Origin of the sequence: Mangrovibacterium sp. (genome assembly GCF_041596335.1) — a bacterium.
Taxonomy (GTDB): Bacteria; Bacteroidota; Bacteroidia; order Bacteroidales; family Prolixibacteraceae; genus Mangrovibacterium.
Window position 1 is genome coordinate 38,447 of the sequence record NZ_JBFHIT010000022.1, and the last position, 16,164, is coordinate 54,610.

10 protein-coding genes are annotated in these 16,164 nt (G+C 44.2%); all 10 read right to left on the reverse strand.

Translation table 11 applies throughout. The annotated features are described in order from the left end of the window. Window positions 1–21 precede the first annotated feature (21 nt). The 10 genes from ABZD21_RS09585 to ABZD21_RS09630 all read right to left on the reverse strand — a co-directional run bounded on the left by ABZD21_RS09585 (window position 22) and on the right by ABZD21_RS09630 (window position 16,161). Entirely contained in the window at window positions 22–1,416 is a 1,395-nt protein-coding gene (locus ABZD21_RS09585) for a sulfatase (RefSeq protein ID WP_372774752.1), read from the reverse strand. Window positions 1,417–1,420: 4 nt separating this feature from the next. Beyond that, the gene (locus ABZD21_RS09590; RefSeq protein WP_372774753.1) at window positions 1,421–2,971 is read right to left on the reverse strand and encodes a sialate O-acetylesterase; all 1,551 of its coding nucleotides are present in this window, start codon (window positions 2,969–2,971) and stop codon (window positions 1,421–1,423) included. A gap of 51 nt (window positions 2,972–3,022) precedes the next feature. Next, on the reverse strand, window positions 3,023–4,258 hold the full coding sequence (locus ABZD21_RS09595; protein ID WP_372774754.1) for a DUF6786 family protein: 1,236 nt from the start codon (window positions 4,256–4,258) through the stop codon (window positions 3,023–3,025). Window positions 4,259–4,271: 13 nt separating this feature from the next. Beyond that, on the reverse strand, window positions 4,272–5,825 hold the full coding sequence (locus ABZD21_RS09600) for an arylsulfatase (protein WP_372774756.1): 1,554 nt from the start codon (window positions 5,823–5,825) through the stop codon (window positions 4,272–4,274). A 180-nt stretch (window positions 5,826–6,005) separates the two neighbouring features. Continuing rightward, window positions 6,006–7,424, reverse strand: coding sequence for a sulfatase (locus tag ABZD21_RS09605; protein WP_372774757.1), 1,419 nt, complete (start codon window positions 7,422–7,424; stop codon window positions 6,006–6,008). Between the two features lie 6 nt (window positions 7,425–7,430). Further along, window positions 7,431–9,995 (reverse strand): GH116 family glycosyl-hydrolase, encoded by a 2,565-nt coding sequence (locus ABZD21_RS09610; protein ID WP_372774759.1) that lies wholly within the window; start codon window positions 9,993–9,995, stop codon window positions 7,431–7,433. Window positions 9,996–10,044: 49 nt separating this feature from the next. Beyond that, complete coding sequence (locus ABZD21_RS09615) at window positions 10,045–10,713, reverse strand: SGNH/GDSL hydrolase family protein (protein WP_372774761.1); 669 nt, start codon at window positions 10,711–10,713, stop codon at window positions 10,045–10,047. An 88-nt stretch (window positions 10,714–10,801) separates the two neighbouring features. Then, window positions 10,802–13,393, reverse strand: coding sequence for a GH116 family glycosyl-hydrolase (locus tag ABZD21_RS09620; protein WP_372774762.1), 2,592 nt, complete (start codon window positions 13,391–13,393; stop codon window positions 10,802–10,804). Between the two features lie 430 nt (window positions 13,394–13,823). Continuing rightward, the gene (locus ABZD21_RS09625) at window positions 13,824–14,273 is read right to left on the reverse strand and encodes a hypothetical protein (protein WP_372774764.1); all 450 of its coding nucleotides are present in this window, start codon (window positions 14,271–14,273) and stop codon (window positions 13,824–13,826) included. A 31-nt stretch (window positions 14,274–14,304) separates the two neighbouring features. After that, entirely contained in the window at window positions 14,305–16,161 is a 1,857-nt protein-coding gene (locus ABZD21_RS09630; protein ID WP_372774765.1) for a RagB/SusD family nutrient uptake outer membrane protein, read from the reverse strand. Between the last annotated feature and the right edge of the window lie 3 nt (window positions 16,162–16,164).

The following is a 16,164-nucleotide window of genomic DNA, read 5'->3' on the forward strand; positions in this document are numbered from 1 at the left end:
TGTTTTATGTTATTTCCAGATCTAATTTTCGTTTGTTTCAGGCATTTCGGCATCAACCGTTTTTTGCCATTTTTCCAGTTTGTTCAACAGGTAATTTGCTTTGTCCGGATCCTGTAAGCTCAGGTTGTTTTCTTCGCCAAGGTCTTCGCGTAGGTTGAACAGGAACAATTCGTCCGTTTCAAATTCTTTCACCAGTTTCCAGTCGCCCTCGCGGATAGCTGCTCCCATGGATAGCCCTTCTTTGCGATGGTGTGGAAAATGCCAGTAGATGGCCCGTTCCGGGAAGCCGCTTTCCAAGGAAATTAAAGGAAGCAGGCTTTCACCTTCCTGTTGGGGGTAATCCGAAGGGGCTATCCCGGCTAACTCGACCAAGGTTGGGAAAAAATCGACTGAGGTTACGGGCACATCGCAGGTGCTACCCGGCTTAATTTTCCCCGGCCAGCTCACAATTAACGGAACTCGTATTCCCCCTTCGTTCAAGGTGCCTTTGATCCCTTTTAAGGGTGGATTTCCCCACAACCCACCGTTGTCGGAATAGAAAAATACAACGGTATTTTCAAGCAATCCGAGTTCTTCCAGTTTGTCGATAACCTTTCCGACATTTTGGTCAAGCTTTTCAATCATCGCGAAGTATTTATTGCCATGATATTTCCCCACATTTTCGGCGGGTGCTGTCAGGGGAGTGTGCACAACGTAAGTTGCCAGGTTCAGGAAAAAGGGCTTTTGTTTGTTTTGCTCGATAAAAGCCACCGCTTCGTCGCCAAGCCTGTCTGTTAAATATTCGCCCTCTTTCCGGTCGTTAATGGTGCCGTTTTTATAGGGGTCGAAATAGCTTTTTGGTTGGCCATATGCACAGCCCCCAATGTTGAGGTCGAATCCTTGCTTGTCGGGATGATAGGCCGCGTTCACAATTCCATCCTTGGTATAGATGGAGCCTTCGCCACCCAAATGCCATTTGCCAATATACGCAGTCGCGTACCCTTGCTCCTTTAAAACTTCGGCCAAGGTTACTTCTTCTTCGGGCAAATGATCCAGAAAATAAGCTTCCTTCAACTTTTTCCCTTTGCTAAGTTTCTCCAAATAGTCATTCATTCCCACACCCGGTATGTGGCAGGTCAGTTTTAGCGTGGCCGGATATTTACCTGTCATCAGGCTGGCACGGGTTGGCGAACAGACCGGAGCAGCAGCATAGGCATCACTAAAAACCATTCCTCCTTTTGCCAGCTGATCGATGTTGGGCGTTCGGATTTCCGGCTTTTGGTTCATGTAACCAACATCGGAGTAGCCCAGATCGTCGGCCACAATTAAAACGATATTAGGTTGATTGTCAGTTGCTTTTTGTTTTTGCGCGCAGGCAGGTGTAGTAAGCAAAAAGCCTGTTGTTAAAAAGCAATATAAAGTTTGAATGTTGTTCATGCGATTAAAATTGGTTGTTTAGGTTGATGCGAAAAGGACCCAGTGGCAACAGCTCGCTGTTGTACAATGTAAGCGGCGGATTGGGAAATGGCATCCAGCCATATCGTAACCATTGAACTTCTTTTACCGGGCTCAAAATACGCAAGGTATTCTCTGACGCGATGCAGGCTTTTGCCGTCTTGAAATCGCCATTCTTACCGGCGACTTCAAAACCGAAAATAGTATCTGTGGCTGATTGCAACCCATCTCCACATTCCGAAAAGCGGAGGGTAATTTCATCTTTGTCCTGCACCCAGTTTTCCGGTTTTGGAGAGCCGCTAAGATCGTTAAAGCCATACACATATTTTAAGGCGTTGTGCACTGCTCTTTCGCCAACTCGTTGTTTGTCTTTGGGGTGAATGTTTTTCGGATCTCCCAAATCGAGACTCACAACCATGGCCGTATTTGCCAAGGTTTGTTGTGCTTGTTTTTGCATTTCTCTGAATTCGGGCCACAGTTCATTTTTAAAGCCTGGTAATTGCACATAAATAAACGGGAAATCGCCCCGATTAAAATAGGCACGCCATTCATTCACCATCAACGGGAATAGATCCTTTGCTGCTTCCACCATTTCCGCATTATCGGTATCCGATTCGCCCTGATACCAAAGTACACCACGAAATGGGAGGTGTTGCAAAGGGGCGATTCCTGCCTCAAATAAAAAGCCCGGTTCGCACAACCATCGATAAGGAAATTGCCCTGCCATATAGGGCTTGCCCGGGGTTAATACATTTTGAAAGGCATCGCGTGCCCTCTCGCGATGGGCTAATTTTACCTGTTCATTTTCGAGCCAGTCGGTTGCGAACAACGATTTGGTTGAAGGATTCGCTTGGAGGGCGCCGGGTGGAATCCAGTTGTTAAGAGCTGAGCCTCCCAAAGCAACTTGTATAATCCCAACCGGAACATCTAACTTATGCTGCAGGCCGTGCCCAAATAACCAGGCAACCGCCGAAGCCTCACCGACAGTTTCTTTTTCACTTACAACCCATTCAGCATCAAAGAAGTTTTGTGTATTACACCTTGCCAGTTCTTCGTCCGAATAGCCATTTTTTGCTACAATCCGAATGTTTGTATGTTGTAGAATCCGAAGCTTATTATTTGCGGTGCAGTCAATAATTGAATCGTAAGTATCAATGTCTTTCAACTTAAAATTCATGTTCGATTGCCCGGAGCAAAGCCATACTTCACCAATCAGGATGTTCTGAAGGTTCAGATCATTCACTTTTAAAGAAATGGGCTCGAAGGATGCTTTTCTGGCCTTAAAAGTTACCCGCCAGTTCCCTTGCTGATCGGCTGTTGTGTTGCTTTTTTCATCGTCCAATTGCGCCAGGATTTTTGTGCCTGGCCTTGCTTCTCCCCAAATCGTTATGGGTTCATTCTGCTGCAATACCATATTAGAGCCCAAAGCGGAGGCTAAACGCAGTTCATGAGAATTGTTGCTACTTTTTTGGGCATAGCCTGAAAAAGCTACGACCCAAAGGGATAGCGTTAGTATAAACCGGTATTTTCGTAACATCAACTTCATTATTTAAACGGTCGATAGTGACCAGCTGTACACTTTTTTTACTTAAAAAACCAACTCAATATCGTGCAGCGAAACATGAAACAGGTTTTGTACTAATTCGTTCAAACGCATTTCATCGCCGGTGATATGAAAAATCCGCTGTGTATGGGTTATGCTTTCTCCAGCTTTCAGCAAGGCTGCGGGCGAGGAGCTTTCAATTTCGTAGAAAGGCCCCATGATCGATCCGTCATCAACTGGCCCATCGTTGTAGGAGTTTAGAGCATCACCTTTTAACGGATCTTCCTGTTCTCCCCATTTCGAATTCACGTATTTAGCAGGCTCTTCGGGTTTTGAATACCATAGCACCGTTAAGCTTTTAGATTCAGGATCGTAACTTCCGCAATAGGGAGTCGATCGTTCAGGAGATAAGCCAATCTTATTGCGTTGCTTGCCATCTACCTTAAAATAAACGACTCCATCTTTTACGATCAGGCGTTCGGACGGAACTTTCCCGAAATAATCGTCTTCAACAACTTTCCCAAGTTCATCTTCATTTCCTTCGTTATAGGGCAGGAAAACCACACCTTTTTCAGCCGGGTTGAACATGCACAGCAACCAGATGGATAAAAAGCCGGAATCTTCCGTCCAGTTATTTTCACCTTTGTTTGTCAGAATGTTTTCGGTTTCGTATGCCACCCAATGAAGCGATTCGTTAAGTGGTGTTTTCAGTGTTTTTGCTACCGCTTCTTTTGGCAGAAGTTTGATTGTGCGATTTACTCCAACCTGAAGTGAAGTTCCTGATGTATTGGTCAGTTCAAAGGTTTTTTGAAACGAAACCTTCGAGCCGCTTTTTTCGACCACGTCAAATGGAGTTGTATCAAGTTCCTTGGGTACGTTCCAGTTTTCGAAGGTTTGCTCTGCATTCGGTTTAAAATAAATTGAAAACGGTCCGCCTTCAGGTCCCAGCCAAAAGCGTTCTTCACCTCCAAAAGGATTAAACTTAGTGTTGAATTCTCCTGCTTCGATATAATCATGATTGATCCAGCCAAAACTTTTTCCTTCCATGCCACTGGCAGTGCTGGTCATTACCCGGCTTTGATATCCCGGAGCGATAAGAACGGAAGCACCACTATCTTCATCTGTCAGTTGAAGAATTTCAATTTTTTGATTTTTGAAAAGTTCAACATCATAACCGTAAGTGCCTTTCGGGAAATGATTATTTTGATTTTGACTATTGCAGGACATGAATAAAACAGTTAGTGAAACAAGACTTAATTTTTTCGCATTCAAATAGTTCATTCCGGTTGATTATTTAGTTTATGATCGGTTCCAGTTGTTTCCAGCCTTCCATCCCTTCATTTTCCTGAATGGCTCCGGGAGTGCTCCTTCCGTCGAGAATGATTTTTTTGAGGGCTGCTTTTAACTCTGCAGCTTTTTCCGGATTTTCAGCAATCAAATTATTTGTTTCGCCAATATCATCTTTCAGGTTGTATAACTGCATGGGCGGCAAATCCAATTTTTCGTTTTTTATGTCCTGTGGACGAGGGTAACTCCATCCGCCCGATCCGGGACAAACACACAACTTCCAATCGCCCTGCCGAATGGCAAACGAACCATTTATGGAATGGTGAATTGTATAGTCGCGGACCTTGGCACTGTTTGCACCCGTAATAATTGGCAACATGCTGTAGCTGTCTTCTGCTTCATGATCCTGAATTTGATATCCGGTAAGTTCGGCGCAGGTAGCAAAAAAGTCGGTGGTGCAGATTGTTTTGTCCGAACTGGTATTTTTCAGTCCTTTGCCAGGCCATTCAACAATAAAGGGCACACGGTGGCCGCCCTCGAAAATATCAGCCTTTGTTCCCTGAAACAGAAAACTTGGATCATGATCAACTTTAGCAAGCTCTTCAAAATCGGCCTTCGGCGAGCAACCGTTGTCGCTGGTAAATACCAACAGTGTATTTTCTGAAATCCCCTGACTTTTCAGTGCTTCCCGAATCTGGCGAACAACATCGTCGACCTGCATCACAAAATCGCCATACATGTTGGTGTTGCTTTTTCCTAAAAACTCGGTTGTGGGTAGAATAGGAGTGTGTGGGGCAGGCAAGGGGAAGTATAAAAAGAATGGCGACTTGCCATTGGCGTTTTTAGTGATATAGTCCACCGCCTTGTCGGTTAAATCCTGCAAAACGTTTGCATGCACAAAATCGTCGGAAGTCAGTCCTTTTCTCCAGATTCCTTTTTCATCGACAGAAATAGTCGTTTTTGTAGGAACCATTGTTGGCATGTCGTTTTCCACATACACATACGGAGCCATATCGAGCGAGCCGCAAAAGCCAAAAGAATAGTCGAACCCATGCGTTGACGGCCCGTTTTGTATCGGTACTGTGAAGTCAACACTTGGTTTTGCGTCGAGGTTATCAATGTTTTGGCTCGCTTTATTTTCCAGAGCCCAGTCCCAGCCCAAATGCCATTTGCCAATATAGGCCGTAGCGTATCCCTGGCTTTTTAGCATGCTTGCTACGGTGGCGCGATCAGGCGCGATCAGCGATTTTGAATAGCCACTTAAGACACCACTTTTCAACGAAGTTCTCCAGTTATATCTTCCGGTTAATATGCCATAGCGGGTAGGGGTGCATACGGCCGATGAAGTATGCGCGTCGGTAAACATGACCCCATTTGCAGCCATTTTATCCAGGTTCGGTGTTGGGATTTTCCCGTCCGAATTGAAACATTTCACATCGCCAAATCCTAAATCATCGGCCAGAATGTAGATGATATTCGGCCTGTGTTCCTTGGCACTGCCTGAAAAGTTACATGCTAAAAGGAAAATGGCTGCTGAATTTATAAAAAGGGAGCTTTTCATTTTTTAAACATTTTTAATTGATCGGTTGAAAATATAAAAGTATATCGCCACCAATTATTGGCATTCGTTCGTTTGTTCTTAATTATCATTCATGATCGCCCTTCTCGGCTCTGCATGCCGTATCTGGCGGTATTTTTGTATGATATTTTAATCAAATTGTCTATCTCTGTTTTAGTTTTATTATTCCGGCAGGACAAGGTGTTTCGGATTTTCAACCTGCCCAACCGGACGTGCATTTAACGTGATTTCCGCGTCAAACTTTTGAATCGCTTCTTTTAATTGAACTACAATCTCAGGGAATTGGTCGTTGAGATTTTTTTGCTCGGCAATATCCGTTTTTAGGTTGTAGAGAGTTTCTTCACCGTCAACGATTCGGAGTTTCCAATCTTTCCACCTAACCGCTTCTAAAGTTCCCCAATGAGAATAGAAAAAGTATTCGTGCGGACTCTCAGCTCCATCAATCAACACAGGCAAAATATCTTTTCCATCTATAATGCGGTCGCTGGGAATGTCAGCACCAATTAAATTTGCAAAGGTTGGCAGCAAATCCATGGTGGTAAGCAGATGATCGATTTCAATTCCTGCTTCAATTTTAGCGGGCCAGCGAATTACCGTTGGCATGCGCATTCCACCCTCTAAGGTTTGTCCCTTGTGTCCACGCAGAGGCTTGTTTGAGCCTTTTTTGGTGGCGCCATTATCGCTGGTAACTAATACGATTGTATTTTCATCGATGCCCTGTTCTTTTAGGGTAGAAAGAATTTGTCCCACCGACCAGTCAATTTCGTAAATAGCTGTTGAATAAAGTTCCGGCGAGGCCGTCTGTCCATTCGCCAGAACCCCGGCATATTCTTTTTTTATTTCGGGCGAAGCTGCCAATGGGCCATGCGGAATGGGATGCGGCACATAAAGAAAGAAGCTTTCATGTTTATGATCCTTGATGAACTTCACCGCTCGTTCCGTGATCCTCTTGGTCAGATAATTGGCATCCGGATCAAGCTCTGTCACTTCTTCCATTTCTAAAAGCGGAAGGGGCGGAAATTGAAAATATTCTTGTCGCGGATGGCGGGGCGTAATATCATGACTGTAAGGCAAGCCAAAAAACTCTTCAAAGCCTTGCCGGCTTGGTAAAAACTCCGGTTGATCGCCCAAATGCCACTTTCCAAATATCCCGGTCCGGTAACCAACCGACAGGGCAATTTCAGCAATGGTTATCTCATCAGGATTCAAGCCGTTGCCATCAGCCGCCAGGCAAACAGGAAATCGCTTTCCCGGAGGAATATTTGGCAATTCCACCGCTAAGCTTGAAGGTGGCTCCATGCTTACACGTCGTGGGTAACAACCCGTCATAAGCGCTGCGCGCGAAGGAGTACACAAAGGGGCTGCCACATAAAAACTGGTGAGCCGGGCACCTTCTTCAGCCATTTTATCAATGTTTGGTGTAAAAACATGCTCTGCTCCAAAACAGCTCAAATCGCCGTAACCCTGATCATCCGTGAAGATGATGACGAGGTTGGGTTTCGTATTTGTTTCTTTTTCCCCAAAAGAGTAGGAATAAAACAAAACTGAAAAAACCAATGTGCAAAAACTTATTCGTTCCATATTTTTCTATCGTACTACAATCAATTCCACATTTTTATTTTCACTAAAGGTTCTTCCCTTTTTAAACTTCACTTCGCCAAATCCATTCAGACTAAATGATTTTAACGAAAGTTCTCCATTCATAACCTTTAGTATGACAGATTTATCGTCGCCTGAATTTTTAATTTCAATGGTTCCGTATTGGTACCCATTCGACCAAAAGTACTTCCCTTCCCGGTCATTAAATTTCATGGTTTTATTTACGGCACTGTACTCAAAACCGGTATAAGCCAATAAACCACTGTATGAAGCCATGGCCCTTGCATAACGATGACCAAATTCGCCTTCATTGAATGGGTTTCTTTTTTTTCCATCGTAACGATCGCGAATGGCTTTAAAAACGGCTAAGCCTTCTTCTTCCAGCCCCTCGTACAACATATGCGCAGCGGTGCTATACTCAAAGCCGGTCATTACTTCGCTATAGTATGGAAATGGACGTGCTTCCCTTTTATTCTCGGGGTAGTAGCCCATAATCAGGCCCTTTTCATTGTTGACAGCGTAGCTTCTGAAGGTGCTTAAGTGGTTATTGAAGTCCTCCTGCCAGTTGTATTTTTTGATGGTTTTTAAGGTGGTGGTCATTTTGTCTTTATCCAAGAGGTAGCCTAAGCCACAAGTATGTGCCAAATATTGTCCTACCAGCTGATCCACTAAAATTCCTTCGCCCACTTGATAGTCCGTAGGTTCGGGTACTTTTTGAATGTAATACTCGCCATTGAACAAGTTTTCATCCACCCATTTGCTACCGTTTTCAAACATAGACCTGCATTTTTTCGCAAAAGCCTTGTCGTTCATTTGAATCGCCATTTCTTCACTTGCCCGTAAAGCGCCCAGGTACCAGGTAGCCATTTGAGGGTTCGGACCAATGTAGTTCACATCCATCGTATTGTGGTGTCTTCCTTCCAATACCCCATTGGCATCTTTGTCCCAGCCGCTACTTTTCCATGCAAATTCCATGGCTGCTTTTATGTAGGGATACAATTCCATCAGTTTTTCATTGTCGCCGGAAAGCTGCCATTCCCGATACATTTTAATCAAGCAACCAAGCTGGCCATCAGCCGCTGTTTTCATTCGCTGTTCACTCGTTTTTAACGGAAGCCAAACCCGATGGGCCATGGCGCCGGTATTTATGTCAGTTGCATATTTAAATTCAACCTCACGCATACTCATGGCCACATCGCCAAACAGGAAAGGCGTTGTTACCTCATAATTCCACACATGAGTACAGCTGCCAAACCCCCATCCGGCCTTTGCTCCTTTAGGGTTCAGTGCGGTACCTACTATACTTCCTGTTCCCTCCCAACCAAAGGCATATCCGTCTTCATCTAAAAAAACTGTTTGCGAGCGAAGGTTCGCGATATTAAATAGTGCCGCTTCTTTAAGCACCTGCGGAACATCTGTATTTACAAAAGCTTCAACAAATTCAACCGTTCTTTTTTCTAAGGGTTGAAGATTTGGGATTAAGTCTTTTGCTACCTGCCAGGCATCGGTGTATACCGTGGCATAATGATTTTTTATTGGTGTGTGTTCGCCGTAATTCGGTTGTGCTTCCCAGGCCAACCGGATTGGAAAGTTCCAGGTTAACACAAACACAAATTCTTTAGAGCCATTTGGCGGAATACTGGCTTTTACCGCCAGTGTTGCTGGTTTGTTACCTGTGTAGTCGCCGGTTTGTTCTTGGAGCATGCCATCGTCATTGATGTCGTCCCAAAAATTAATTAACGAGCCATTCCACCCCAATTTAGGATCCCATTGGCTACGATAGCTAATCCCCGCTGTTTCCGGAGTTACCAAGGCCATAGTTCCCCATTTACCACTGAGGGTATCTTTGTTTTCGTTTTCCATGAAAATACCGGTGAAATTGCTCTCTTTCCGGAAGGTGTTTTTATTACCTTCCGAGCTGCCGCCCCAACCGTCAGTCCCAATGAAATTTGGAATGGCACCGCAAACGGTTGCCTCAATCGCTTCATTCGTTTTATTGTAAACCACGTATTTCAGGATCGCTCCGGGAATGCTACTGACTTTTGTATCGCCGGGAACCATGGGGTTAAAAGCTTTTAGGCTAACCTTTACCGGACTGTTTTCATCGGCTAAATTGATTTGGGCGAGGGGATAGGCTGCGTTAAATTCACAATCTCCAAAGCGGGGAAATCCGCTGTTGAGTTCATTGCTCCCCCAATCGCCTTCCAGATTATCCGACGAAAGTGGTCCCTCCAGGAGTCTGGTTTGACTCTCTCCCGCACTTGTTTTTGTGCGTATGGCAAAAAACGGGGCAAGCTGAATAGAACCTCTGCCTGAATTAAATACAGGTTTCCATCCCAATGCGCCTTGATTAACGATTTCCCAATCGCGTAAATCGCCCCGACCACCAATGGATACCGTACCCGTTCCGATGCCTCCTAAGGGCATGGCGACTTTAGTGGCGTAATCGCCTTTGTAGGTTTTTAACACCGGCCACTGCTGGTAAATGTTTTGAGCATTTGAAAAACTAGCAATTAATGAAAACAGTACTCCTATTTTTATTATTTTAATCATATAGTTTATTAAAGTGCCTAGCTGCAAACTCTGATTCTTAAGCTCGATTTTAGTTAGAAGAAAATCGAATCTCTTGCTCTATAAAATCTGAGATATGCCGTCCTAAGTCTTCATATCCCTCGGGGTTATAATGAACATTATCGTTGCCTTTGCCGTACTTAGCGTGAATATTTATTGATGCTTTATATATATCATTAACTTTTACACCGTTTGCTTTCATTACGCGTTTGGCAATTTTGTTGTATTTTTTGGCATCCTTACTAAATCTTCCTGCTTCAGCAGTAGGTACATACGTGGTGGTTACAAATATCAATTCGGCATCTGATTTCTCACGGATGATTTTAACGATGGCGTCGAGTTGTTTTTCATACTCTTCAGGCGTAAAAGTGATTGTTCCATTCAGCTTGTCTCTTTTTCCCTGCACGTTAGAATCAGGGTGGCGATAACATAAATCCCACAAGCCCCAGTTAAACTGGATGAGATCCCATTCAATATCGCCGATCCACGAGGCGATGCTATCCAGGCCTTTCCCGGTATGTTGAGCGTTGCCAGGGTTATGAAAAACTTCAGCACGGTTTTTAAGCTCCTCTTGTACGAAAGGGGTATAACCGATGGAGATCGAATCACCAATGATTAAAATTTTGGCTTTCTTCTGATTAAAACTAGTGGTTGAAATCACGAGAATTAGCAGAATTAGAATTTGTTTGAATTGTTTCATGTGTTTACAATTATCTTACCCAAAGTGGATGATAAATCAAAAACAGTTAAAGTGCTTTTGCGGCTGTCACTCTGTGGCGTTATAAGTTTTATAATTTGATCGCTATCAGATTACCTTCAGTAATGGATTTTCCTTTTAGTTTCTTTTTGCCCAGTCCTTCCAGCGAGAAGCTATTCAGCTCCAATTTTCCATAAAGTACGTTTATCGTGGCTTCACCTTTTTTAACCTCGCAGGTTCCCCAGCTGTAGCCATTGCTCCAGAAATAAGTACCGGGAACGGAGGTGAATCGCATGGATTTTTCGACTCCGGAGTAGTGGAAGCCTGATGTTGCCAAAACGCCTGCCCACGCCATCATTGGCCGGGCATAGTGGTTCCCGAATTCGGCTTCGTTAAAGGGATTTCTCTTTTTACCGTCGTAACGGTTACGAATATCCTGAATGGTTTTTAAGCCTTCGTTTACCTGACCTTCGTACAACATACCTACGGCTGCGGTATGCTCAAAACCAGTCATCACTTCAGTAAAATAGGGGAAGGGTTGCTTGGGCCGTTCGCCGGGATAATCGGCCATCAGCAAGGCCGACTCATTTCCATAGGCATATGAGCGCATAAAATTGGGGTGCTTCTGTAAGCTTTGGCGGTAATTGTATTTTAAAATGGATTCATTGGTTTTTACGATGTGGTCTTTATTTGCCAAATAGCCTAAATCGAGAATATGCGCCATAACCTGGCCCACTAACTGATCGACTAAACAGCCTTCTCCCAGCTGATACTGAGGATCGTCGGGAACCAGTCGTCTAACAACACGGATAAGTCCTTTAGCAATACTATCGAGGTGCATTGGAGGCACAATTTGCTGAATGTAGTATTCACCATTAAACAGATTTTTATCCATCCAGGCAGAACCATTTTCGTACAAAGTTCTGCAGGTCTTCGCAAAGTCTTTTTCTCCGAGGTAACCGGCCATTTCTTCTGTTGCACGCAAAGCGCCCAGGTACCAAAAGCCCATTTGCGGATTCGGGCCATAGTATTCCACGTCCATGGTATTGTGCTGACTACCTTCCATTACGCCATCTTTATTGGCATCCCAGCCATTGGGAATCCAACAGAACTCCAGTGCTTTTTTCACCATTGGCCAGTTCTTTTTCAGGAATTCATCATCGCCCGAAAGTTGCCATTCGCGATAGTATTTCATAATGCAGCCCATTTGTCCGTCGGCTGCTGCCAGACCGAAACTCTGCGCTTTGGTCGCCAGAGGCAAATGAATGCGGTAATTCATCATTCCCTTTTCTGTCGTCGCAAAGGCAAACTCCACTTCACGCATATTTTGTGCTACATCACCAAACAAGAAAGGAATGGTTTGTTCGTAATTCCACACGTGGGTACACGAACCGGATCCGCTTCCATCCTGATCTTTGGTGCCTTCCCAGCCTAAATAATAGCCCGATTTGGTTTTAAAAGCGAGCTGCGTGCGAAAGTGTGACAAATTGAACAAGGCCGCTTCCTTTACAACATCGGGGAAATCGCTGGATACGAATGCATTGACAAAAGACTTTGTTTGTTCTTCTAGTCCAGGAATTCTTGCAACGTTTTTCAGGGCTACGTCCCATGAGTCTTCGTATTGTGTGGCATAGTAATTTCCAACATTTTCCTTGTTCTGAAAATCAAGGCGATTCGGGAAATTCCAGGTTATGTAAAAGCGAATGTCTTTCTCTTCATTGGGCGCTAAGGTTGTTTTTATAGCCAAAGACCCCATATTATTTTTTTGCTCAGAGGTTCTTTCTTCCAACAAACCATCATCGGTATAATCGTCCCAAAACTCCAACGTACTGTTTCCCCATTCACCGGGTTGCCAGCAAGTGCGATATGACGTTTCTCCTTCGCTGTCTGTCGTCAGGCTAAAAGTTCCCCACTGAGGACTTTTCTGATCCACATTTTCGTTTGCTGTAAAATGGATGCCTTTCAAGCTACCTTCCTCTTTATAGGTATTTATGTTTTGGTATGCTTGTCCTTCTTTGCCATCAAAGCCAATGAAATTGGGGATGTTACCGGCTAACGAAATTGTAATTGGTTTGTTGCTGATATTCTTCACTTTATAGCTCAATACCGCCATTGGGAGGCTGCTGTCATCCGTGTTTCCCGGAATTAATGGATTAAACGCACCGACTGTTACCTCTACCGGTAAGCTATTATCGCGTAGCAAAACCTGGCCGAAAGGGTAGGCCGTTTGAAATGTTGCTTCCGCAAAACGAGGCAACCCATGGTTGGGCGCTTTAGAACCGTAATAGCCTTCGTCGAAGTGGCTTGGAACCGGACCTTCCATGAGCAGCGCTTGAGCTTCTTTATTCTCTTCTTTCAGATAAATGGAGAAAAAGGGCGCACGATTAATTACTTCCACGCCTGCATATTTAGGCGTAAAACCTTTCGCCGGACGACTCATGATTTCCCAATCGACGATAGCACCGTATCCACTAAGCGAAACCGTTCCTGTTCCGATGCCTCCAACAGGCATGGCAATTCGGTCGATGTGTTCCTGATTGTAGGTTTTAAGAACGGGCCAGGTGGTTTGTTGTTGTGCGTTTGAAAAAACAGCAATACACAGAAGCAATGTTAAAGTACTTAGTTGTTTCATTCGGGTAGTTTCTTTCGATTTAAGTTTCACCAGGCTTCTATTTGACTTCATCCAATGAAAGGTCATAAAAAACGGGTTGAATAATTTCATTCCATCGCTAAAAGTACATCGGATCGTATTCAAACAGTTGCTTATTTCAATCAAATTGTATGGTTATTTCTGCATCGGGCCGGCCGAACAGAATGTCGACATGTTAGGGCACGGAATATAAGCTTGGATACTATTCGGTTCGATCCTGGTTGTTAGTGAATGACTTATTAAGAACAAACAGAGTTTGATTCCCCTTCTCACGATATGCTATTAGAATCCACGACCGAAAATGTCAAATGTTGAAGATTGAGTGGCAGTGGCAAATGAATGCCGCTCCTAATTTCCATTTTAGGTCTCCGTTCACGATTGTTTTCGGGAGCGTTTCGATCGTTGGTGATTGGAAGAAGAAAATTCCAGGTCTCCTGAAAATGAGACCTGGAATTCAAAAGCATTATTGGACAATATTTATCGTCCAGTCGTGGGTAGTGCCATCAGCTGAATAAACCCTGTACTGAAATGAAGCGGCAGATAAGTCGTTAATAATACCTGCAACCGGAGCGCCGTTTAAAGGCTCCACTTTTGTGCCGTAATGGTAGAATAAAAAACCGATGCCTGTAAAGCTTTCACCGGCCTTTAAAGTAACCGTTGCGGTAAAGTTAACATCATCTATTACAGCCGTGCCTGACGACACGGTAATCTGGCGGGTACCTGTTACCGTTGTCTCATCGACATAGTATTCCTCCAGTTTAACGCCGTCTTTTGTCTCCAGTTTGAACAATTGAACGTTGTTAATATATGCATGGTCGCCCCATTCTGCCATATCCATTTCAATGCGTGGTTCGCAAGAGTAGAGCGATGCCAGCATGAATAAAATGAATCCGAGTTGTATTATATTTTTCATTGTAATAATATTTTAAGTTAAACAAACGCGATTAGAACCAACCGGGGTTTTGTTCCAGGGTTACGCCACCTTTTTGCTCGTAAAAATCGATTTCCTTTGTAGGAATCGCGTCTAAGTAGTCTCGCCCCGGATCGATATAATAGCCCCTTCCAGTTTCGGTAAAATCTGCATTTTTCCAAAGTGGATTAATATCTTCACCGGTTACGCCAATATTTTGTCCGAGTGATAATCGAAGCCCTGATAATTGGCTTTGCGCATATCCGGCAGCAAGTACACGGGTGTCGTCATTCCAAAAGTCTTCGAATTCCTGATAGTAGGCACCTACCGGTTTGTAACCGTTCACTACATCTTCGTATATGGCCCATCGCTTCAAGTCATCTCTCCGGTAATTTTCCAATACTAATTCAACCCGGCGTTCACGGCGTATTTCATTCAAAATGTTTGCTGCAGTAGGGTCATATCCTTCGGAAACGGGATAGCTGACACTCCATGCATTGGCTTCGGCCAAGCTTAAATGAACCATTCCCACACGGTCGCGAATCACATTCACGGTTTTATCAATATCAGATTGGGTGATGGTGCCCAGGATTGCTTTGGCTTCGGCATAATTTAACAGAGCTTCGGCATAGCGTAGCATGATGTCATCACCGTTATCGCCCCATTTGTCAACGTAGTGATTACGCAAGCCTTTCCAAACTTTATAACCGCCTTTTCCTGTATAGGAGTTAATTAAATCCTGATACGGGCCTTTGCTAATGTTTTCCGGAGCCGTCATAAACTCAAGAAGTACATTTTCAAAATTCCCCCTTGCTGGTGAGTAGAGGGTTTGGTCCATGCGAGGATCCCGGGCAGCAATAATGCTGGCTAGCTGGGTATAATCATATACTTCGCTTGAAACACTCTCTGGTTTGCCATCGGCCATTAAATAGCTGTACACGGCATCCTTGGTTAATCCACCACCGTATGACGTAGCACCTGCATTGGGAGTATGGCTTACACTCAAAAGAACATCGTAGTGCTGGTATAGGAATACACCATCGATCGTACTGTAATCTTGTCGGTTGAATAGGTCGTAATATTCATAGCCGGCTCTACCTTTATAGATATTTGTTCCTTGTTGAGCAATCAACATATCTCCGGCACTAACGGCCTGGTTTAAAAACTCACTGCCGTCCTTTCCACTTACTTTGAAAACCGTATTTTCTTTGCTATGGTAATATTCCCAGCTACCTTCGTAAAGGCCTACCCGGGTTTTCAAAGCCAACGCGCTTTCCTTGTTTATTCGGGGTGCGGTTGCGAATCCCTGATTTTTCCAGTTCATGAGGGCAATGGCTGAATCCAGGTCCTGGATGATTTTGGAAGCAATAAAATCGCGGCTGTCACGGGTTTTAAATAACTCTTCGCTATCGGTTTCCAGTACCTGGTCGATATAGGGCACACCACCAAAGGCCTGAAGCAACTCAAAATAATGCCAGGCGCGTATAAAATGGGCTTCGCCAATGTATTGGTTTGCTTCATCATCACGAGCTTCAAGTTTGTCCTTGCTTCCCAATACATAATTAACCTGTCGGATATAGGAGTAGCGGTTATTCCATGTATTGTTTGTTTGGTTGGCCGCTCCACTATTTGAGTGCTGCATTTCCGAAGAGCCGGGGCTATCAGAAAGAAAATTATCTGTTCCGTTTTCTCCACCACTCACGATATGGGCTGCCCCCAGAACATTGTTGTACAAACCATTTACGTAGGTTTTAAAATCGGTGGCTTTTGTGAAAAACGTGGCGTCGCTAATCGCATCTTCCGGATACCGATCCAGAAAATCGTCTTCACAGGCAGCCATTGAAAAGATCAAAGCTGCAACTACTAATGGATATAATATTATTCGTTTCATTTT

Coding starts and splice junctions, on each gene's coding strand:
- ABZD21_RS09590 (WP_372774753.1), bottom strand. CDS start 2,971: ATGTTACGAAAATACCGGTTTATACTAACGCTATCCCTTTGGGTCGTA.
- ABZD21_RS09585 (WP_372774752.1), bottom strand. CDS start 1,416: ATGAACAACATTCAAACTTTATATTGCTTTTTAACAACAGGCTTTTTG.
- ABZD21_RS09595 (WP_372774754.1), bottom strand. CDS start 4,258: ATGAACTATTTGAATGCGAAAAAATTAAGTCTTGTTTCACTAACTGTT.
- ABZD21_RS09605 (WP_372774757.1), bottom strand. CDS start 7,424: ATGGAACGAATAAGTTTTTGCACATTGGTTTTTTCAGTTTTGTTTTAT.
- ABZD21_RS09610 (WP_372774759.1), bottom strand. CDS start 9,995: ATGATTAAAATAATAAAAATAGGAGTACTGTTTTCATTAATTGCTAGT.
- ABZD21_RS09625 (WP_372774764.1), bottom strand. CDS start 14,273: ATGAAAAATATAATACAACTCGGATTCATTTTATTCATGCTGGCATCG.
- ABZD21_RS09615 (WP_372774761.1), bottom strand. CDS start 10,713: ATGAAACAATTCAAACAAATTCTAATTCTGCTAATTCTCGTGATTTCA.
- ABZD21_RS09600 (WP_372774756.1), bottom strand. CDS start 5,825: ATGAAAAGCTCCCTTTTTATAAATTCAGCAGCCATTTTCCTTTTAGCA.
- ABZD21_RS09630 (WP_372774765.1), bottom strand. CDS start 16,161: ATGAAACGAATAATATTATATCCATTAGTAGTTGCAGCTTTGATCTTT.
- ABZD21_RS09620 (WP_372774762.1), bottom strand. CDS start 13,393: ATGAAGTCAAATAGAAGCCTGGTGAAACTTAAATCGAAAGAAACTACC.